Here is a 19,062-nt window from a genome sequence, read left to right on the forward strand (position 1 = left end):
GTTGTCCCCCGCAGTGACCTTACCGCCGAAAGCCGTTTGGAGAGCCATCCGGCCCGGCGCCGCGGAGCCGGGGACAGGGGGCGCGCGGCGCTCTCGTACGGAGGAGGACGCGGGGAACGGATCCGCCGGTTCCGTTCGCCGTCCGGCAGTTTCCGGGGCCGGGGGCGTCCGGCGGAGAGGGGCCCGGGCGGGGAGCGAAAACGCGAGGTGGGCGGGGGGTCCGGAGGCCGGACAGAGAAAACGGGCCGGTCCGTGGGGGGGGAGACGGACCGGCCCGAGGGGGGGTTCCCACCATAACCCTTCGTGAGGGCGGACGGGTGCATCGGCGTGCCGCAACTACTCTCCGAAACGGCCGCCGGCCTCCGGGCCACCGCGAGCCGCCCGCCGCGCACCCCCGCGGAGCCCAGTCGCCCCAAGGGTTTTCACCCCGCACACCGGCCGCCGGACCCGCCTCCTCGGCCGTACGTGACGGATCCCACCCCGGCGCGTCGTCCCCCTGAGGGGTTAAGGGCGCGTGGAACGTCCGCTTGACGCCGGTTCGCGCGGTCGCCGGGCGGGCCCGGAAAGGCGGACCGGGGCCTCGCGACCGGCGTTCCCGGGCCCGCGAGGTGGCACGGCATCGCGCGGCCCCCTCCACCGCGCGATGCCGCCCGCGCGGCTTTGCCTGCGCGAATCACCTGCGGTGAACCTATGCGAGGGGCTCCCGGCGGCGGTAGGCCGTCCGGGTAACAATGCGGGAAATCGTGGGGTGCGTCCCGGTCTCCGGGGGTGCGTTCACCGGGCGTCCGGGGCGACCGGGGCACGTCCCGGATCAGCCGCCGCGGGGCGCCGCCGGGCGGGGCGTGCAGCCGGTGACCGCGGCGCGGCGGGAGACGACCTCGGCCTTGACGGAGCGTTCGTAGTAGACGTTGCTGCCCATCCGGGTGCGGGTCACCAGGCCCGCGCCGTGCAGCCGGGAGAGGTGGTACGAGACCGTCGAGGGGCTGAGCCGGTGCAGATCGGCGAGCTGGGAGGTGGTCCGCGGTTCGCCGAGGCTCTTCAGGAGCCGCACCCTCGACCGGCCGAGGGCGTCGCCGGGCCCCGTCTCCGCCGCCTGCGGGACGAAGCCCCGCGGTGCGGCTTCCGCGCGCCGCGCCGCCGGATAGGCGAGCACCACCGGCGCCCCGGCCGCCGCGGGCCCCACCTCGGTGAGGTGCCCGGCGCCCAGCGCGGTGGGACAGAGGGTGAGCGGGCCGCGGGTGCGGAGGGTGAGCTCGCGGCCCTCGCGCACCCGGAGCACCTCGGCCCGGAAGTCGACTGCCGGGTGCAGCCCGCCGAGCATCGCGGCCGTTCCGCCGCGGGCGGCGATCCGGCCGCGGAGGTCGATCTCCGCCTCCACCCGGGCCGCGACCGCGGGCCAGCGCGGGGCGAGCACCCGGGCGAAGAACTCGGCGGCCTCCTCGGCGAGCCCCCGGGTGAACTCCTCACCGCCCGCGCGCAGTTGGTGGCGCAGCGCCGCCCGCCGCGGATCCCCGGCGCCCCGCGCGCCGCCGCCCGCGCCGTCGAGGTACGCGGCCAGCCGGGACGCGGGTGCGGGCCGCGCGGCGGTCAGGGCGTGCAGTTCCTCGTCGAGGGAGGGGCGGAAGGCGAGGGGGGTGAGGGGCAGCCAGGCGAAGTCGCCGGGCACCCCGCGCAGCAGGGCGAGCCGGTGCAGCCGGTGGCGCCTCAGTACGGCCGCGACCTCGCCGCCGCCCGGCAGTCCCCCGGCGCCCCGGACGGCGAGCCGGGTGTCCAGGGCCATCCGCAGGTGCGCCAGCGGCGAGACCACGAAGCGGGTGGTGGCGAGCGACCGGGCGGTCAGCTGGATCCGGATCACATGTGCCCCCAGCGGTTCGGGTACCGGCGGTGCGGCGCCGGTACCCACGATCCTGGCAGCCGCCGGGGCCGCCTTCCTCGGCCGCGGGCAGGAACTCGGGCCGCCTGCGCGGGGAGTACATGTCCTTCTGCGGTCGCACGGCCCGGCCCGGACACCGCTTCTTCCGCAGTACACCGCCGCCCTCCTGACGCGGTACGTCCCCCTGTTTCACCGGGTACGGCCGCGAGGTCAGTGGGCGCTCTCTCCTCGTAGGGCCGCGAGGTCAGTGGCCGCCTTCTCCCCGTACGGCCGCGAGGTCAACGGGTGGCTGCTCCTCACACGGCCGCCATACCCGCGGGCGCTCTCTCCTCGCACGGCCGCGATGTCAGTGGGCGTTGTTAGCTTCGGGCCATGACGAGCAGCAGTGATCCCGCGCGCATCGACGAGAAGAGCGCGCTGCGCGAGAGCCTGGACCGGCACCGCGACGCCGTGCGGTGGAAACTCGAGGGTCTGGACGAGGAGCAGCTCCGACGGCCCATGACGCCCTCCGGCAGCAATCTCGCGGGGCTGGTCAAGCATCTGGCCTCGGTGGAGTACGGCTGGTTCTGCGAGACCTTCGGGCGCCAGGTGGAGCCGCTGTGGTTCGACCCGGCGAGCGAGGAGGACATGAGCCTCGGCCCCGGGGAGACCTCGGCGCAGATCCTCGCCTTCCACGACCGCGCCCGGGCCGCCGCCGACGCGGTCATCGAGGAGTTGCCGCTGGACGCGCTCGGCACCTCCTGGCGGGGCGTTACGGTCTCGCTGCGCTGGGTGCTGGTGCACATGGTCGAGGAGGTCGCCCGGCACGCGGGGCACATCGACATCCTGCGGGAGCTGATCGACGGGGCGGCGGGCGACCACCGGCGGAGCTGAGGGCGGGCGGAGCCGGTCGCGCCCGCCCGGTGCGGCCGTCCGGGCCGGTGAACCGCCGCGCCCCGGCCGTCCGTTCACTTAGTGAAGGACGGGCGGCCGGACGAGCGCTTCTCGCTTGAAGTCTTGACAGTCATCCGACAAGCCGGGAAATTCTCTGCCGGGCGCCGATGCGACGTCAGGGACATGTCGGCACCCGGCCGTTGCTGTCGTTTCCGCACGGAACCGCACCTTCAGCCGCCACCGTCGATCGGCTCCACCCGGTGCGGGGACGTCCCGGGGGCCGGTCCCAATGCAGGGATGGACGTCTTGATGCACCCCCACGATTCCGGCCGCCGGCCCAGAGCCGCCGGATCCCGCCGCCTCACCGGCGCGCTGCTCGCCACCGCCGGGCTCCTCGCCGGAGCCCTGTCCGCGCCCACCGTGGCCGGGGCGGTCTCCTCCGACGACGGGAAGAGCAGCGCGAAGGCGCCGTACCAGAACGCGAAGCTGCCCGTGGAGCGGCGGGTCGAGGACCTGCTCGGGCGGATGACGCTCAAGGAGAAGGCCGGCCAGATGACGCAGGCCGAGCGCATCGCGGTCGACGAGGACCGGGACCAGATCACCGAACTCGGCCTCGGCTCCCTGCTGTCCGGCGGCGGCTCGACCCCGAAGTCCAACACCCCCGAGGGCTGGGCGGACATGGTCGACGAGTTCCAGGAGAAGGCGCTCGACACCCGCCTGGGCATCCCGCTGCTCTACGGGGTCGACTCGGTGCACGGCCACAACAACCTGGTCGGCGCCACCGTCTTCCCGCACAACCTCGGCCTCGGCGCCACCCGCGACCCGAAGCTGGTGGAGAAGGCCGCGCACATCACCGCCACCGAGACCCGCGCCACCGGCCCGCAGTGGGCCTTCGCGCCCTGCGTCTGCGTGGTGCGCGATGTCCGCTGGGGCCGCAGCTACGAGAGCTACGGCGAGGACCCGAAGCTCGTCACCAGCATGGAGACCGCCATCGACGGGCTCCAGGGCAAGAAGACCAAGGACCTCGCCCGCCCGGACCGCGTCCTCGCCTCCGCCAAGCACTTCGCGGGCGACGGCGACACCGAGTACGGCTCCTCCACCAACGGGACGTACACCCTCGACCAGGGTGTAACGGTCACCTCCCGCAAGGACTTCGAGAAGACCGACCTCGCGCCGTACGTCCCCGCGGTGCAGAAGCACAAGGTCGGCACGATCATGCCCTCGTACTCCAGCGTGCAGTGGACGGACGCCGACGACGCCGCGGACGGCAAGCCGGTGAAGATGAGCGCCCACAAGGAGCTGCTCACCGGGACCCTGAAGAAGAAGATCGGCTTCGAGGGCTTCCTGATCAGCGACTGGCAGGCCATCCAGCAGCTGCCCGGCGAGTACCCGGACCAGGTGCGCGCCTCGGTCAACGCCGGTATGGACATGTTCATGGAGCCGCACACGGCGCCGAAGTTCATCGACACGCTGATCGCCGAGGTCAAGGCGGGCCGGGTCAAGCAGAGCCGGATCGACGACGCGGTGCGCCGCATCCTGCGGACCAAGTTCCAACTCGGCCTGTTCGAGAAGCCGTTCACCGACCGGCGCAACGCGGACACCATCGGCTCCAAGAACCACCGGGCCGTCGCCCGGGAGGCCGTCGCCAAGTCGCAGGTGCTGCTGAAGAACGAGAACAAGGCGCTGCCGCTGAAGCCCTCGCAGAAGATCTACGTGGCCGGGGTCAACGCCGACGACCTCGGCAACCAGGCCGGCGGCTGGACCGTCACCTGGCAGGGCCAGTCCGGCAGCGACAACTTCCCCGGCACCTCGATCCTGGACGGCATCCGCGCCAAGGCCGACAAGCCCGACCAGGTCACCTACAGCCAGGACGCCTCCGCGCCGCTCGGGGGAAACGATGTCGGAGTCGTGGTGGTCGGTGAGACCCCCTACGCCGAGGGCATGGGCGACGTCGGCAACGAGGGCCGCACGCTGAACCTCTCCGCCGCCGACAAGGCCAACATCAAGCGGGTCTGCGGCGCCCTGGAGACCTGCGTGGTGCTCGACGTCGCGGGCCGCCCGCAGATCGTCACCGGCGAACTCCCGAAGACCGACGCCTTCGTGATGTCCTGGCTGCCCGGCAGCGAGGGCGCGGGCGTCGCCGACGTCCTCTACGGCGACAAGCCCTTCACCGGAAAGCTCCCGGTGAGCTGGCCGCGCACCGAGGCCCAGGAGCCGATCAACGTGGGCGACAAGGACTACGACCCGCTGTTCCGCTACGGACACGGGCTCAGCCTCCGCCGCTGACCCGCCCGCGGGCACACCCGCACACCGCACACCGCGCCGCTCGCCGTCCCCGTACTCCGGGGCGGCGAGCGGTGCCGTTTCCGGGGGCGGCGTCGCCCCCGGGGGGCGCCACTCCGGGGGCGCCACTCCGGGGGGCGCCACTCCCCGGGGCGGCGAGCGCCGTCTGCGCCGGGTCGCCCCCTTCCGCACCGGGGGCCCGCCGCCCTTCCGCCCCGCTTCTCGCGCCATTCATCGGGCGCACACCCGGCGCCCCGATGCTCCCTGGCAGGACACCGCAGAACCGGTATGCCGAACACCGGCGGCGCCGCGTCGAAGTCCGTGACGCGGAGCGGCCGTTGTCCGTCCCCCGCATACCGGCGCACCGCCGCGGCCCCGGCGCCCCGCCGGACTCCCCGCGGCCCGGCCCCGGGAGTACGGCACCTCATGCTCTTGACCAGCACCCAGACCACCGCCGCCACCTACACCACCTCGCTCGCGGACACCGAGGACCAGGTCAGGGCCGCCCAGCGGCTGCGCCACCGGGTCTTCGCCGAGGAACTGGGGGCGCGCCTGACCGGGCCGCTCGCCGGTCACGACATCGACGGCTTCGACGCCCTCGCCGACCATCTGATCGTCACCGAGACCGCCACCGGCGAGGTCGTCGGCACCTACCGGCTGCTGCCGCCCGGCCGGGGCGAACTCTCCTACTCCGAGGGTGAGTTCGACCTGCGCGCCCTCGATCCGCTGCGGCCCGCGCTGATCGAGACCGGCCGCTCCTGCGTCCACCCCGACCACCGCACCGGCGCGGTCGTCAACCTCATGTGGTCGGGGCTCGCCCGCTACGTCCTGCTCTCCGGCCACCGCTATCTGGCGGGCTGCGCCTCGGTCCCGCTCGCCGACGGCGGGCAGGCGGCCGCCAACGCCTGGCTGCTGGGCACCTCCCGGCACGCCTCCCCCGCCGAGCTGCGCGTCCACCCGCACCGCCCCTGGGCACCCGCGGACCAGGCCCCCGTCGAGCGCCCCTCGTACGCCGCGCTGCCGCCGCTGCTGCGCGCCTATCTGCGGCTCGGGGCGTGGATCTGCGGGGCGCCCGCCCACGACCCGGAGTTCGGCGTCGCGGACTTCTTCGTCCTGCTCGACATGGACCGCCTGGACGCACGCTACCGGCGCTACTTCCTCGGGGAGGTGCGGTGAACCCCGCCAATCCCTGGCCCCTGGCCCCGGTCTGCCGGCCCGCCTGCGCCGGCCGGTCGGCGGCCTCGGTACCGGCCCGCGTCCGCGCCCGCCGCTACGCCGCGCTGGCCTGGACGGTGGGCGGCACCCTCACCCTGGGCGAGCGGCTCGCCGAACCGGAGGTACTGCGGACCAGGGCACGCGCGGTACTCGACGCGGCCGGTCTGCGGACCACGGGCGCCACCGGCCCGCTCTCGGTACCGCTGCCGGCGCCGGTGAACTCACGGGCGGTGGATGGCTCGTGGGCGTTTGCCGCAGGGGTGGTGGACGGCTCGCGGGCGTTCACTGCACGGGCGGCGCACGGCTCGCGGGCGTTTGCCGCACGGACGGCGGACGGCTCGCGGATGGCCGGGAGTACGGAGGTGCCCGGCAGCGGGCGGGCGGTCGGCAGCGCCCCGGCAGGCGGCCCCGGCACCCTGGTCGTCGCCAACCACGTCTCCTGGCTGGACGTGCCCGCGCTGCTCGCCGTGGAGCCGGTGGCCCTGCTCGCCAAGCGCCAGGTCGGCGGCTGGCCGGTGGTCGGCACCCTGGCCCGGCGGCTCGGCACCCGCTTCGTCCACCGCGAACGGCTCCGCGAACTGCCGTACCTCGTCGAGGACTTGGCGCGCCTGCTCGCCTCCGGCCGCTCGGTCCTGGTCTTCCCGCAGGCCACCACCTGGTGCTCGGTCGCGGGCGGCGGCTTCCACCAGGCCTGCTTCCAGGCCGCCGTGGAGACGGGCGCCCCCGTACGCCCGGTGACCCTCGACTACTTCCAGGGCACCGCCCGCACCCGGTGGGCGGGCTTCCTCGGCGAGGAGCACTTCGGCTCCTCACTCCGCCGGGTGACGGGCGCCGCCGGCCTGACGGTAAGGATCACCGCCCACCCCCCACTGACCGGCACCGACCGCCGCGTACTGGCCGAGCGGGCGCGCATCGCGGTCCTCGGCGGGCAGCTGCCGGTGCATCCGGGGGCGGGGCGGCGTGGGGTGGAGCGGGAGGGGGCTGGTTTGCGAGGGGCGGGCAGATGGACGGGGTGAAGGGGCGAGGTGACGGGTGGGCGCGGCCTGACGCGGGGGCGGCCGCCAGGCGTCAGGGGCTGGTGGCAGAACCCGCCGCCTCGTTCGCGTCGCCGTCGCCGCTGTCCTCCCCGCTGCCGCTCCCGGGGGACTCCTGGCCCTCCTCGCCGCGCGGGAAGGTGATCTCCACCCGGCGGTTCTTGCGGCGGCCCTCCTCGCTGGAGTTCTCCGCGATCGGGTAGTCCTCGCTGTAGCCGCGCACCTGGAAGGTCACCTCGGGGCCGAGCCCCGGCGCGAGCACCTTGTGCACCGCCTCCGCCCGCTTGCGGGACAGCTCCTTGCCGTGCTCGTACGTACCGAGGTCGTCGGTGAAGCCGAAGACCCGTACCACCGTGGAGCCTTGGGCCTTGATCTCGTCGGCGATCGCGGTGATCCGGGACTGCGCCCGGGGGTTGAGGCGCGCGCTGTCCTTGGCGAAAAGGACCTCGGCCTGGAGCGCGAACTTCACATCGACATTGGTGTCCTCGCGGCGCTCCTCTCCCCCGAGGTCCTCCACCACGGACTTGATGTCCAGCACCTTCGCGGGCGCCAGCGTCGCCCCGTCCTCCAACCGGAGCCCGGGGCTCGCGGAATCCACCTCCGGCGGCGCCTGGGAGGTCACACTGCCGGGCGGCAGGCTCGGACCGGGGTCGGCGTCGTCGGCCACGGCGGCACCGGCGCCCGTACCGAGCGCGAGGACGAGGGCGGCGAGGGCAAGCCCGGTGGCGGTGACGGGGGTTGTGAGGGTGGCGGGGGTTCCGGGGTGCGGGGTGGGGGGCATGGTCACTCGCTCCCGGAGAGGGCCACGGAGGCGGGCGGCATGGTCGGCAGCTGCAACTGCACCTTGGCCGTGTCCTCGGGGGGCGCGGGGAACTGGGCGTACCAGTCGATGGTGTCGCCCTGACCGATGCCGCCCTGGAACTTGGTGCAGAGGCAGCGGCCCTGAGTGTCGCGCAGCACGAGGTACTTCTTCTTCCCCGCGGTGTCCACCAGGCTGGCGCCCGCGAGCGACCCGCCGTTCTTCTTGAGCTCCTGCTCGTCACTGATCCATTCGGCACCGATCCAACGGCCGGAGCTGTTGTTGGTCACCTTCCCCGCCAGCGTGAGAAAGCCTCCCTGGTCGCGCTCCGCCGAAGTGACGGTGAGGCTGATCCCGTTGCCCTGGACCGTTGCCAGGGAACCGGACTGGCCGGGCTCGCTGGAGCTGCCGCCGTCCTTGCCCTTGTCCTCGTCGGGAGCGGGCGCCGAGGACGAGGACCCGGTGTCCTCCTTCTTGCCCTCGTCGTCACCGCCTCCGCCGCAGCCGGCCACCACGAAGGCCATTCCCGCCGCGAGCGCCACTGCGGTCAGTGCCCTGTGGCCGTTGGTACGCCGCATCTTCATCGGTCCAGATTCCTTGTCTTCGATCTCGCCGTCACTCGGCCAGATGCACGGAGAACAGTGTCGAGGCGTCGGGCAGGTCTCCCGGATCGAAGTCCCCGGGGTCGATCTCGACGGGTTCGCCCTCGCAGTCGAGTTCCACCGGCTTCTTCGCGTCCGCGTCCGCGTCGACTTCGCAGCGAGGCTTGATCACGGCGACAGCGTCCGCCTTGGCGTGCTTCGACTCCGTGCCCGGGATGATCGAGTCACCGACCGTGTAGTTGGTCTCGATCTGGACCTGGTAGCCGGGCAACCCGTTGACCTCGGTCGCGGCGAAGGCCGAGACCCGGGAGTCGTTGTCGGCGGCCAGAGCTTCGGCCGCGCCTTCGGCACCCGCGCCCTCGAGGTCATCCCCGAGGAGCCAGTCGAGCCAGTCCTCATCCTTCCCGTCGCCCTGCTCGATCGCGTCGATGAGGCCGTCGAGGAGTTCGTCCCGGCTGTCCTGCGCCGCGGCGAGCGCCGCGGCGTCCGCGGCGGACTGCGCACCGTTCCTCGCGACCGCCGCCTGGGCGAAGGCGAAGAAGACGAACGCCACGAAGAGCAGCATCCCGGTGAGCCAGATGTACAGCGGCAGCGTCGATCCCCGGTCGCCAAAGGGCCGTTCGGGGGTCAGCCGCCGCCGATGACGTCGTCCACGGCGTTTCCGATCGCCTGCGAGATACGCCCGTTCAGCCCCAACTGATCGATGAGCGTATAGATCCCCGCAATCAGAATCATCAACCCCGCATACTCCACGAACCCCGCCCCCGCGTCCCCGTCGCGTCCCCGCATCCGGGAGGTCACGGTCCGCGTCCAGGTGGCGAGGCGCCCTTGTGCGCCCACCGCCGCTCTCAGCCACAGTTCCCTTGCCACGATGTCCCTCTCCGTCCCGCCCTGTTCCGCAGCCCTCGCGGGCGACGTACGCGGGGTCGCGTACGTCCGCGCCGGGTTCGCCGTTCCTGCGTCCCGGTGCACCGCCGGTGCGGCGGCCGTGTATGCCCGCGGTGTTCACTGACACCACCCCCCGTACGCCGTCCCGGACCGCGCGCGGCGGTCCCGCGGAGGCTGGTGTGCCCCCGTGCCGGTACGGCTGTTGTGGTTCTGCGCGGTCGGCGGGGCGGTGAAACGGGCGGCGGGCAGGGAGGTTGGGGGCGCGCGGAGGGCGAGGAGGGCATCGCGGACAAAGTGCCCGCGAGGGGTCCCTCTCCCCCGGATTCCGGTCCGCATTCCCGCCACCTCCCCACTCCAGCCGTCCTGCCCGTTCCACCGGCCCCGACCGCATCGCCGGTCCCGACCGCATCGCCGACTCCGACTCCGACTCCGACCGCATCGCCATGTCCCCACACGGTCCGCGTCCGGGCGCTTTCGCTCATCATCCGCGTTTCGGGGGACACGGGGATGACGAATCCGGAAAGAATCTTCCACGCCGTGTTGCAGCTGCGAAGAACAGGGGTCGTACGGGGTCGCCGTCCCCCCGTGCCCCGCCGCACGTCGCACTCCACGCACCGCTCAACGCCCCAGGATGGAGCCGAAGTCGGAGCCCGAGCCGAGGAACATCCCGGTGGCGATGAGGATCATCGTGGCCGGAAGCATGAAGACCAGGGTGACCATGGTCGCCTTGGGGATGGTGCGGGCGGCGCGGCGGCGGGAGTTCTGGGCGTCGGTGCGGCGCATGTCGGTGGCGATCTGGATCAGGGTCTCGGCGATCGGGGAGCCGAGTTCCTCGCCCTGCTGGAGCGCCGAGACGAACTGTCCGACCTGCTCGGACTCATTGCGCTTGCGCAGTTCGTCGAAGGCCTGGCGGCGGCTCACCCCCATGTCCATCTGCCGCAGGGTGATGCGCAGTTCGTCGGCCCAGGGCCCCTCGTACTTCTCGGCTACCCGGTCGAGCGCCTGGCGGAAGCTGAGGCCCGCCGAGACGACGACGGCGAGGACGTCGAGGAAGTCGGGCAGCGTACGGTCGATGACCTCGCGGCGGTCGCGGATGGCCTGCCAGATGAGGGCGTCGGCGGCGAGCAGGCCGAAGGCGAAGGTCATGACGGCGAAGAGGAGTCGGCCGTTGGTGAGGAAGACCAGGCCCATCACGGCGCCGAAGATCCCGTAGACGGCGCGGCGAGCGGCGTACCGGTCCAGGGTGAGGCCGCCGGGGTTGCCCGCCATGTCGATACGGCGGCGTTTGGCGTCGACCCGCTTGGGGCCCATGAGGCGCAGGACCAGCGGGGCGAAGCGCATGCCGAGGCGGTCCACCGCGGAGCCGGTGGTGGAGACCCGGGAGGCGCCGATCTCCAGGGCGACGGCGAGGTCGTCGGGGAGCTTGGTCTCGGCGCGGTAGAGGCGGATGCCGTAGGCGATGCCGCCGACGGCGAGGGCCATCAGGGCGGCGAGCAGCAGGGCGGTCATCGCGGGCTCACACCTCGATCTTTCCGAGGCGGCGGATCACCAGGAAGCCGACCGTGTACAACCCGAGCGAGAGCAGGATGAGCCCCTGGCCGAGCGGGGAGCCGGTGACCTTGGCGAGGGCGCCCTCGTTCGAGGAGTTGATCAGCAGCAGCGAGCCGAGTCCGAGCAGCGGCACGGTGAAGGCGGTGGCGTTGACCTCGGAGAGCATGGTGCGGATCTCGCGGCGGGTCTCCTTGCGGTCCTCCAGGGTCTGGGTGAGGTTGCGCAGCGAGCTGACCACGGAGCCGCCCGCCTTGTTGGAGAGCACCAAGGTGGTGACCAGGACGCTGAGTTCACGGGAGGGCAGCCGCTGGGCGAGCTCGTCCAGGGACTCCTCGACGCTGCGGCCCAGGCTCAACTTGTCGGCGACCAGGGAGAGTTCCACCCCGGCCGGTGCCTCCAGCTCTTCGGCGGCCATGGCGAGCGAGGTGCGCAGGGCGAGCCCGGCGGCGGTGGCGTTGGCCAGCAGCCGTGCCACGTCCGGGAGTTGGCCGATGAAGGCCTCGATGCGCTTCTGCCGCTGCCAGTTGAGGAAGAGCAGGGCGCTCCAGGCGCCGATCAGCCCGGCGATCGGGCCGAAGAAGGGGGCCAGGGCCGCGGCGGCGATCAGCCACAGGGCGAGTACCACGGCGAGGACGTAGACGAAGAACTCGCCCGGGGTGACGTCGAGTCCGGTGGCGGACAGCCGCTGCTGCAGGGCGCGGCCGAGGCGGGTGCCGCGCAGCCTGCGGTCCACCCCGGAGAAGCGGCGCGCGCGGCCCGCCGGGAGGCCCGCCGCCCCCTCCCCGGAGAGGCGGTCGACGAGTGCCTGGCGCTGGGCGCGGCCGGAGGCGTAGGCGTGCACCCCGGCGGTGGCGAGCGCGCCGGTGAGCAGGGTGGCGCCGAGCGCGAGCAGGGCGGGGCTGTTCATGCCGGACTCCGGTCGGTGTGGGCGCGGCGGCCGAGGGGACGGGGCCGCGTCCCGCGGGCGGCGGCGTACGTGCTCATCCGATCGCCTGCCTCGGCGGGTACGGGCCCTGCGCGTGCGGCGGCCGGGGCGGATACGGTCCGCCCCGGCCGCCGGTGCCGAAGGCGGGCGGTACCGCCTCGCCCGCGAGGTGGAGCTTCTCGGCCATCTCCCGGGGCAGCGGCAGGTGTTCGAAGTGGCCGTGGACCAGGCGGTCGGCGCCCATCGGGCGGGCGAGGAAGCGGCTGACCGGCACCATCCGGAACTCCTCGCGGCCGTGCGAGACGAGCAGTGCGACCTCGGAGATCTTGCGGGAGCCGTCCACATGCCGGGCGAGCTGGACGACCACGTCCACCGCGGAGTTGATCTGGTCCCGCAGCGCCTCGAAGGGGATCTGCACCTCGGACATGGACCCGAGGGTCTGCAGGCGCATCAGGGCGTCGTCGGCGGTGTTGGCGTGCACGGTGGCCAGCGAGCCGTCGTGGCCGGTGGACATGGCCTGGAGCATGTCGAGGGTCTCGCCGCCGCGGACCTCGCCGACGATGATGCGGTCGGGGCGCATCCGCAGCGAGTTGCGCACCAGGTCGCGGATGGTGACCTGGCCCTTGCCCTCGACGTTGGGCGGCCGGGACTCCAGGCGGATCACATGCTCCTGCTGGAGCTGGAGTTCGGCGGAGTCCTCGATGGTGATGATGCGCTCCTGGTCCGGGATGAGCCCGGACAGGGCGTTGAGCAGGGTGGTCTTCCCGGATCCGGTGCCGCCGGAGACGATCAGGTTGAAGCGGGCGCGGACGAAGGCGGCGAGCAGCAGGAGCATCTGCTCGTCGAGGGAGCCGAGGCCGATCAGCTCGGTGAGGGTGTAGGCGCGCGGGAAGCGGCGGATGGTGAGCGTCGGGCCGGTCAGCGAGAGCGGCGGGATGATGACGTTGACGCGTTCGCCGGTGGGCAGCCGGGCGTCGACCATCGGATTGGACTCGTCCACCCGGCGGTTGACGGTGGAGACGATGCGTTCGATGGTCTGCAGGAGCTGCTCGTCGGAGGCGAAGCGCAGCGGCAACTGCTCGACGCGGCCGGAGCGTTCGACGAAGACGGCGTCGGGTCCGTTGACCATGATCTCGGTGATGGAGGCGTCCGCGAGCAGCGGTTCGAGCACGCCGAGTCCGAGCGCCTCGTCGACCACCCGGCGGATCAGCTGGGTGCGCTCGGCCGTGGACAGGACCGGGCCCTCGCGGCTGATCAGATGGCCGAGGACGCGTTCCAGGCGGGCGCGGCGTTCGGCGGCGGTGAGCGAGGACATCTCCGCGAGGTCGATCTCCTCCAGGAGTTTGGCGCGGTAGGCGGCCACGAGCCGCCCGTCCTCGCGTCCGGCTCCGCCGCCCTCCTCGGGCTGCGCGATACGGGACCTCAGGCTCATCCTCGGCTCAACTCCCTTCTGCGGTCGTACGGTTGGTCCGCTGCCGGAACCATGATGACGTGTCGGCGGCGGGCCGGTCGTCCTCGGGCGCGGTCGTACCGGTGGTCCTCGGCCATGGTGGCGCTAGTCGTCGTCGGGCATGGTCGCGCTGCGGGAGACGCTCCAGTCGGTGTCCACGAAGGGCAGCAGGGTCGGCACCTGGACGGTCACCGTGGCGGTGGTGGTCTCGCCGCCGCGCACCACGTTCACCTGGGCGTCCAGCCAGTCGCTCATCGCGGCGTACCCGGCGGCCTGGCCCGGCCCGTCCTGGGAGGCGACCCGGGCGGCGGCCCGTGCCCCGGAGCCCGCCTGGCTGGCCGAGTAGCCGACCAGGCCGAGCTGGATGGCGGCCATCCCGACGAGCAGCAGGATCGGCAGGAAGCCCGCGAACTCCAGCATGGAGACACCGCGGTCGTCGAGCGGGCGCCGGCGCCCGCCTGCCGGACGCCGCGGGCGAACCCGCCGGTCACCGTGCGGCCCTCGCATCAGCCCCTCCTTTCATCTCCCCGGCCGTCCCCTCTCGCCGTGCTCGTCCATGTCCGCGCGGTCCGCGGCCCCCGGCCCTCAGTCCTCGCCCTCACGGGCCGCGCCCGCCTCGCCGGAGACCTCCCAGCCCGCGTCGAAGCCGGGCAGGAACAGCGGGACCTTGGCGTCCACGTGGGCCTTCCACACGGTGCCCTCGTCGGTGCAGTCGACCGCCGCGTCCTGCCAGGCCCCGGGCAGATGGGCGCGGGCGGCGCGGGCGCAGGCGGCCCCGGGGTCGGCGCCGGAGACGGCGGCCGCGGTGGCGGCGCGGGCGCCCTCGTCGGCGGCGTTCCCGGCCAGCGAGTAGGTGTACCCGTACAGGGCGCACTGCCACAGGATGGTCAGGAGGGTGAGCAGGATCGGGAACATGCCCGCGAATTCGAGGGTGACCGCGCCCCGGTCCCCCCGGCTCTCCCGCTTGCGCAGGGCGAGCGCGCCGCCGGTACGGCGCTTGGCCGCGGGCGCCTCGGCGGTGGCGAGGCCGAGTTCACCGGCGAGGGTGTAGAGGGCCTGCTTCACCGTGGAGCGGTCGTCGAGGTCCTGGAGGCGTCCGGCGTCGACCGCGGACTGGAGCTCCTTGAAGTGCGCGGGGACGGTGGTGCGGGCGACCCGGGTGCCGGTGACGCGTTCGACCACGGAGGACTGGATCTCCGTACCGCGGGAGTGGCGGTTGAGGACGGTGACGGTGTCCTCGGCCTTACGGACCTGGAGCCGGTCCCAGAGCCGTACGGTGCGCTTGGCGGCGCGCACCGCGACCACGTCCGGGGTCACCAACAGCAGTGCCTGGTCGGCGACTTCGACGGCGACGGCGCCCGCGGCGCTCAGCTGGCAGCCGCAGTCCACCAGGACGAGGTCGTAGCGGCTGCGCAGGGCGGCGAGCACCTGGCGGGCCACCCGGTCGGTGACCTCCTCGCCGCGTTCGCCCTCGGCGGGGGCGAGGAGCAGGCCGAGTCCGCTCTCGTGGGTGTAGACGGCGTCCTGGAGGACCCGGGGGGTGATGTCCGCGATGGCGGCGAGGTCGGCGATGGAGCGCCGGAACTGCACATCGAGGTACGAGGCCAGGTCGCCGGACTGGAGGTCGAGGTCGAGCAGCGCCACCGAGCGGCCCGAGTGCTGGGCGGCCAGGGCGAGTTGGACGGCGGTGAGGGTGGTGCCGACGCCGCCCTTGGCGCCGCTGACGGTGACCACCTGGCCGCCCGGTCCGGTGAGGGCGGGCTCGGCGCCGGTGCCCAGGTGGCGGCGCATGCCGAGCGACCAGGAGGCCGCGGCCTGCACGCGTTCGGCCAGCGCCTCGTAGCCGAGCGGCAGGGTGACGATGCCGCGCGCGCCGGAGTCCATCGCCGCGGTGAGCACCCCGGCGCTGGTGTCGGCGGTGACCAGGACGATGCCGACCGCCGGGTAGCGCAGCACGAGGTCGCGGATCAGGTCGAGCGCGGGCACCGGGCCGATGCGCTCGTGGACGAGGACGACCTCGGGCAGTTCGTCCAGGGACTCGGCGGCGAGCCGGTCCAGGGTGTCCACCAGGGTGGCCGAGTCCGGTACGGGCAGGGCGGGTTCGGTGTCGGCCAGCTGCCCGAGCAGAGTCGACAGCGCGCGGGCCGACTCCGGGTCGGGCACCGCGGAGTGCACACGGATGCTCATGACGGCCTCCTCGCGGCGACCGGTCCCGGGACCGCCCGCCCTCTCGCCCGCCGGTGTGCCCGGATCGGCCTCTTCGCGCCGCTGGCGCCCAACTCGACCATGTCCGGGCCTACTTGTCCTCGTCCAGGGTGTACGAACGGTCGCCCGGCGGCACCGCGGAGTCCCCGTCCTGCGCCACCAGGGCCAGCCGCACGTGGGTGGCGAAGGACTCGGCGTAGGCGACCCGCTGGGCGTCCCCGGCGTCCAGGGCGAAGGTGATCGGCACCGCCTCGTTCTGCTCGCGGCGGCGGTCGTCCTGGTCGCGGTCGAAGGGGGTGAGCTTGCCGACGTCGATCACCCGGGCCCGCTCCACGATGATCTTCGACTGATCCTTCTGGCGCTCGTCCTCGGCCTTGAAGGTGGCGTAGATGTTGACCTCCGCGCCCGGGTCGATCTTGCCCGCGACACCGGTGGAGGCGTCGATCATGATGGCGATCTCCTGCTGCCCCGGCTTGAGTTCGGGCCGTCCGACCAGCATGTCGGTCTGCAGCAGCGAGCCCTTGCGCAGGGTGGTGACGGCGATCTTCCCGCGTATCTGGCGCAGGCTGCGCACCGCGGTGTCCGAGAGCCACCGCTCGGGCATCTCGACCTTCTCGAACTGCCCGGCCTCCAGCTCCTTGTACGGGGCCACATCGCTCTTCAGCCGGTACGCGCTCACCTCGGGGCCGACCTTGGAGTTCACGTCGCGGATCACCGACAGGACACCGGCGAAGGCGCCGACGGCACACAGCACGGAGACCACCAGCAGGATGACGCCGCGTCGCTGGCGTGAGTTCATGGCCGGACTACCTCGATCGGGGACGTGTACGGGGGACGGGGCACCGCTTCGCCCTCAGCCCGCGCCCGCGGTGAGGGCACGGGCGGCGGGGGCGGTCAGCTCGGGTGGCGGCGGCAGCGGCGCGGCGCAGAACCCGCAGCGGTCGCCGATGAGTTCGAGCCCGCACCAGTGGCAGCGCTCCCGGCGCACCGAGGACACCAGCTGGTAGAGCACGGAGATGTCGGGGATGGCGGCGGCGAACTCGGCGAGCTTCGCGGTTCCCCACCACTCGGCCGAGGCGGCGGGCTGCCGGGCGTGCGTGACGCCCTGCACCTGCCAGGCCGGGGCGAGGGTGCCGGTGACCCAGTCCGCGGGCAGCTGGCCCGGGGCGACCACCATCCGGGTGCCGAAGGCGGGCCCGGCGGGGACGGCCGGGGCCTCGGACTTCTGCGGGTTCAGCCGCAGGAGTTGGGGCTCGGGTGTGGCGAGGACCGCGAACTGCGAGCCGGGCACCCAGGACCGGGCGTGCGAGCCGAGGCCCACCGGCACCCGGTCGAGCCGGGAGACCGAGCCGAGCACGGCCCCGGCGTAGATGTAGTGCGAGAGCAGCCGGGCGGCCGAGGCGAGCACCCCGGGGCTGAAGTCGCAGACGCTCAACTGCCGTAGCTGCAGGGCGAGTACGGCGAGTCCGAGCGGCGGCAGCTCGGGGCGCAGCAGGGCGATCCGGTCGGTCTCCAGTATCGACCGCACGGCGTGCAGCCGGTGCGCCACGGAGACCGGCGCGGACCTCGGGCACAGCACGATCACATAGCCGTGGTGGTCCAGGAGCGTGTGCATCTCCGCGAGGGACTGGTCCAGGGAGTAGGCGTCCGCCTCGGCCGGGTTGCCCCTGCCGTGCCCGGCGGAACTCCTGCCGTGCCCCGGCGAACTCCGCGCGAGCGCGGCCGACTTGGCGGACTTCGGCGCGCGTACGGCGGACTGCAGCACGGCGGCGGAGGGGGTGTGCCGGTCCAGCGACGGAAGTACCAGGTCCGCACTGGTGACGGCTATGGCGGTCGGCACCCGCGCACCCCCATCCCTGCTCACGGCCGGGCCCGAGCCCGCCTCACCCTCGCCCCTCGCGCTGTCTCCTGCATCTGCACCATATCCACGCAGGGGGCGGCTCAACACCCGAGTTGGGGTTATCTTCCCCTGCCGGTCCCGAGGATGGGGCGCCCTAGAAGAACTCCGACCACGGCTGGTCCCAGATCTGCTGCCCGCACAGCACCACGAAGAGCAGGCCCGCGAGGATCAGCATGGCGTTGCTGAGGCGTCCGTTGCGCCATTCCCTGGGCGTACGGCCGGAGTTGAGGAGCCAGACCAGGGTGAGGGCGAGGAAGGGCATGAAGGCGGCGCCGAGGACGCCGTAGAGGATGACCAGGCGGAAGGGCTGACCCTGGAAGAGCAGGACGATGGGCGGGAAGGTCAGCCAGAGCAGATAGCCGCGGAAGGCCCAGGACTTCTCGCGCCGCCCGGTGGCGACCTCCTCGGCGGTGGCCGCCTCGCCCGGGGCGCGCCGGTAGCGGGCCACGAAGTCGGCGAACATCAGGCTCACTCCGTGCCAGACGCCGATCAGCGAGGTGAAGGAGGTGGCGAAGAAGCCGATCAGGAAGAGCTTGGCGGTGGCGTTGCCGTACTCGTCCTCCAGGACCTTGGTCAGGTCGATGAGGCCCTTGTCGCCGCTGGAGATGGCAGTGCCCGAGGAGTGCAGCAGCTCGGCGCCGACGAAGAGCATCGCGACCACGAAGATGCCGGTGGTGACGTAGGCGACCCGGTTGTCCAGGCGCATCACCTTCATCCAGCCGGTGTGCGTCCAGCCCTTGGCGTTGACCCAATAGCCGTACGCGGCAAGGGTGATGGTGCCGCCGACGCCGCCGATCAGGCCGAGGGTGTTGAGGACGGAGTCCTTCTCGTCGGGCAGGACGGGCAGCAGTCCGGCGAAGGCCTCGCCGAGGTTGGGGGTGACGCGGATCGCCAGGTAGACGGTGACCACGAACATCACCCCGACGAGGACGGTCATCACCTTCTCGAAGACCTCGTACTTGTTGAACCAGACGAAGACCAGGCCCACGATCCCGCAGAGCACTCCCCAGGGCTTGATCGACCAGTCGGCCGGGAAGACGTCCGGGAAGAGCGCCTGCAGCGGCAGCGCGCTCGACGACATCGCCGCGGCGCCGTAGACGAAGCCCCAGATGACGACGTAGACGACGAAGAAGACCGTGGTCCAGCGGCCGAGAGAGGCCCAGCCGTCGAAGAGGGTGCGGCCGGTGGCCAGATGCCAGCGGCCCGCGGCCTCCGCGAGCGAGATCTTGACCAGGCAGCCGACGACGGCCGCCCACAGCAGGGTGTAGCCGAAGCTGCTGCCCGCGACCAGGGTGGCCACCAGGTCGCCGGCGCCCACACCGGTGGCCGCGACCACGATGCCGGGCCCGATGTACTTCCAACTGGACTTGCGCGGCACCGATTCGGGCTTGCCGGGAGGGGGTGCGCCTGTGCTGTTCGTCGTCTCCGCCATGCGCAGGAAGAAAGCGCACATCCCGCGGGCGC

Annotated in this window: 16 protein-coding genes and 1 pseudogene; 4 read left to right on the forward strand and 13 right to left on the reverse strand. The window is 72.9% G+C overall.

The window, feature by feature from the left end; genetic code table 11:
• Nucleotides 1-811: 811 nt before the first annotated feature.
• Nucleotides 812-1,903 (reverse strand): ArsR family transcriptional regulator, encoded by a 1,092-nt coding sequence (locus tag HFV08_RS32275; protein WP_168535783.1) that lies wholly within the window; start codon nucleotides 1,901-1,903, stop codon nucleotides 812-814.
• Nucleotides 1,904-2,245: 342 nt separating this feature from the next.
• Between HFV08_RS32275 and HFV08_RS03540 the strand changes: the two genes are divergently transcribed.
• The 4 genes and pseudogenes from HFV08_RS03540 to HFV08_RS03555 all read left to right on the forward strand — a co-directional run bounded on the left by HFV08_RS03540 (nucleotide 2,246) and on the right by HFV08_RS03555 (nucleotide 7,260).
• Nucleotides 2,246-2,746 (forward strand): DinB family protein, encoded by a 501-nt coding sequence (locus HFV08_RS03540; protein WP_168535785.1) that lies wholly within the window; start codon nucleotides 2,246-2,248, stop codon nucleotides 2,744-2,746.
• Nucleotides 2,747-3,214: 468 nt separating this feature from the next.
• A pseudogene (locus tag HFV08_RS03545) lies at nucleotides 3,215-5,020 on the forward strand (glycoside hydrolase family 3 protein); the annotation flags it as partial.
• A 435-nt stretch (nucleotides 5,021-5,455) separates the two neighbouring features.
• Complete coding sequence (locus HFV08_RS03550) at nucleotides 5,456-6,205, forward strand: GNAT family N-acetyltransferase (RefSeq protein WP_168535789.1); 750 nt, start codon at nucleotides 5,456-5,458, stop codon at nucleotides 6,203-6,205.
• On the forward strand, nucleotides 6,202-7,260 hold the full coding sequence (locus HFV08_RS03555; RefSeq protein WP_312885354.1) for a lysophospholipid acyltransferase family protein: 1,059 nt from the start codon (nucleotides 6,202-6,204) through the stop codon (nucleotides 7,258-7,260). The genes HFV08_RS03550 and HFV08_RS03555 overlap by 4 nt, the downstream gene beginning before the upstream one ends.
• A gap of 52 nt (nucleotides 7,261-7,312) precedes the next feature.
• On the opposite strand, the gene HFV08_RS03560 is transcribed toward HFV08_RS03555, so the two are convergent.
• From HFV08_RS03560 to HFV08_RS03615, 12 genes are all read right to left on the reverse strand, one after another.
• Nucleotides 7,313-8,059, reverse strand: coding sequence for an OmpA family protein (locus tag HFV08_RS03560; protein ID WP_168535791.1), 747 nt, complete (start codon nucleotides 8,057-8,059; stop codon nucleotides 7,313-7,315).
• A 2-nt stretch (nucleotides 8,060-8,061) separates the two neighbouring features.
• Nucleotides 8,062-8,661 (reverse strand): hypothetical protein, encoded by a 600-nt coding sequence (locus HFV08_RS03565; protein ID WP_168535793.1) that lies wholly within the window; start codon nucleotides 8,659-8,661, stop codon nucleotides 8,062-8,064.
• 31 nt (nucleotides 8,662-8,692) lie between these two features.
• Entirely contained in the window at nucleotides 8,693-9,244 is a 552-nt protein-coding gene (locus HFV08_RS03570) for a pilus assembly protein TadG-related protein (protein ID WP_246341486.1), read from the reverse strand.
• 62 nt (nucleotides 9,245-9,306) lie between these two features.
• Nucleotides 9,307-9,549, reverse strand: a complete 243-nt coding sequence (locus tag HFV08_RS03575; protein ID WP_168535702.1) for a hypothetical protein — start codon at nucleotides 9,547-9,549, stop codon at nucleotides 9,307-9,309.
• A 636-nt stretch (nucleotides 9,550-10,185) separates the two neighbouring features.
• Nucleotides 10,186-11,076, reverse strand: coding sequence for a DUF5936 domain-containing protein (locus HFV08_RS03580; protein WP_168535795.1), 891 nt, complete (start codon nucleotides 11,074-11,076; stop codon nucleotides 10,186-10,188).
• Between the two features lie 7 nt (nucleotides 11,077-11,083).
• Complete coding sequence (locus tag HFV08_RS03585) at nucleotides 11,084-12,025, reverse strand: type II secretion system F family protein (RefSeq protein WP_168535797.1); 942 nt, start codon at nucleotides 12,023-12,025, stop codon at nucleotides 11,084-11,086.
• Between the two features lie 73 nt (nucleotides 12,026-12,098).
• Nucleotides 12,099-13,475: a TadA family conjugal transfer-associated ATPase gene (locus HFV08_RS03590; protein WP_168535799.1), complete on the reverse strand. Its 1,377-nt coding sequence runs from the start codon at nucleotides 13,473-13,475 to the stop codon at nucleotides 12,099-12,101.
• Between the two features lie 123 nt (nucleotides 13,476-13,598).
• Complete coding sequence (locus tag HFV08_RS03595; protein ID WP_168535801.1) at nucleotides 13,599-14,000, reverse strand: TadE family protein; 402 nt, start codon at nucleotides 13,998-14,000, stop codon at nucleotides 13,599-13,601.
• A 78-nt stretch (nucleotides 14,001-14,078) separates the two neighbouring features.
• Nucleotides 14,079-15,680 (reverse strand): CpaE/TadZ family protein, encoded by a 1,602-nt coding sequence (locus HFV08_RS03600; RefSeq protein ID WP_168535803.1) that lies wholly within the window; start codon nucleotides 15,678-15,680, stop codon nucleotides 14,079-14,081.
• Between the two features lie 109 nt (nucleotides 15,681-15,789).
• Entirely contained in the window at nucleotides 15,790-16,497 is a 708-nt protein-coding gene (cpaB, locus tag HFV08_RS03605) for a Flp pilus assembly protein CpaB (protein WP_168535805.1), read from the reverse strand.
• A gap of 54 nt (nucleotides 16,498-16,551) precedes the next feature.
• The gene (locus HFV08_RS03610; protein WP_168535807.1) at nucleotides 16,552-17,538 is read right to left on the reverse strand and encodes a hypothetical protein; all 987 of its coding nucleotides are present in this window, start codon (nucleotides 17,536-17,538) and stop codon (nucleotides 16,552-16,554) included.
• Nucleotides 17,539-17,692: 154 nt separating this feature from the next.
• Nucleotides 17,693-19,030, reverse strand: coding sequence for an Nramp family divalent metal transporter (locus HFV08_RS03615; RefSeq protein WP_168535809.1), 1,338 nt, complete (start codon nucleotides 19,028-19,030; stop codon nucleotides 17,693-17,695).
• Nucleotides 19,031-19,062 lie beyond the last annotated feature (32 nt).

The sequence above is a fragment of the Streptomyces physcomitrii genome, assembly GCF_012273655.1.
In the GTDB taxonomy this organism is placed as follows: domain Bacteria; phylum Actinomycetota; class Actinomycetes; order Streptomycetales; family Streptomycetaceae; genus Streptomyces; species Streptomyces physcomitrii.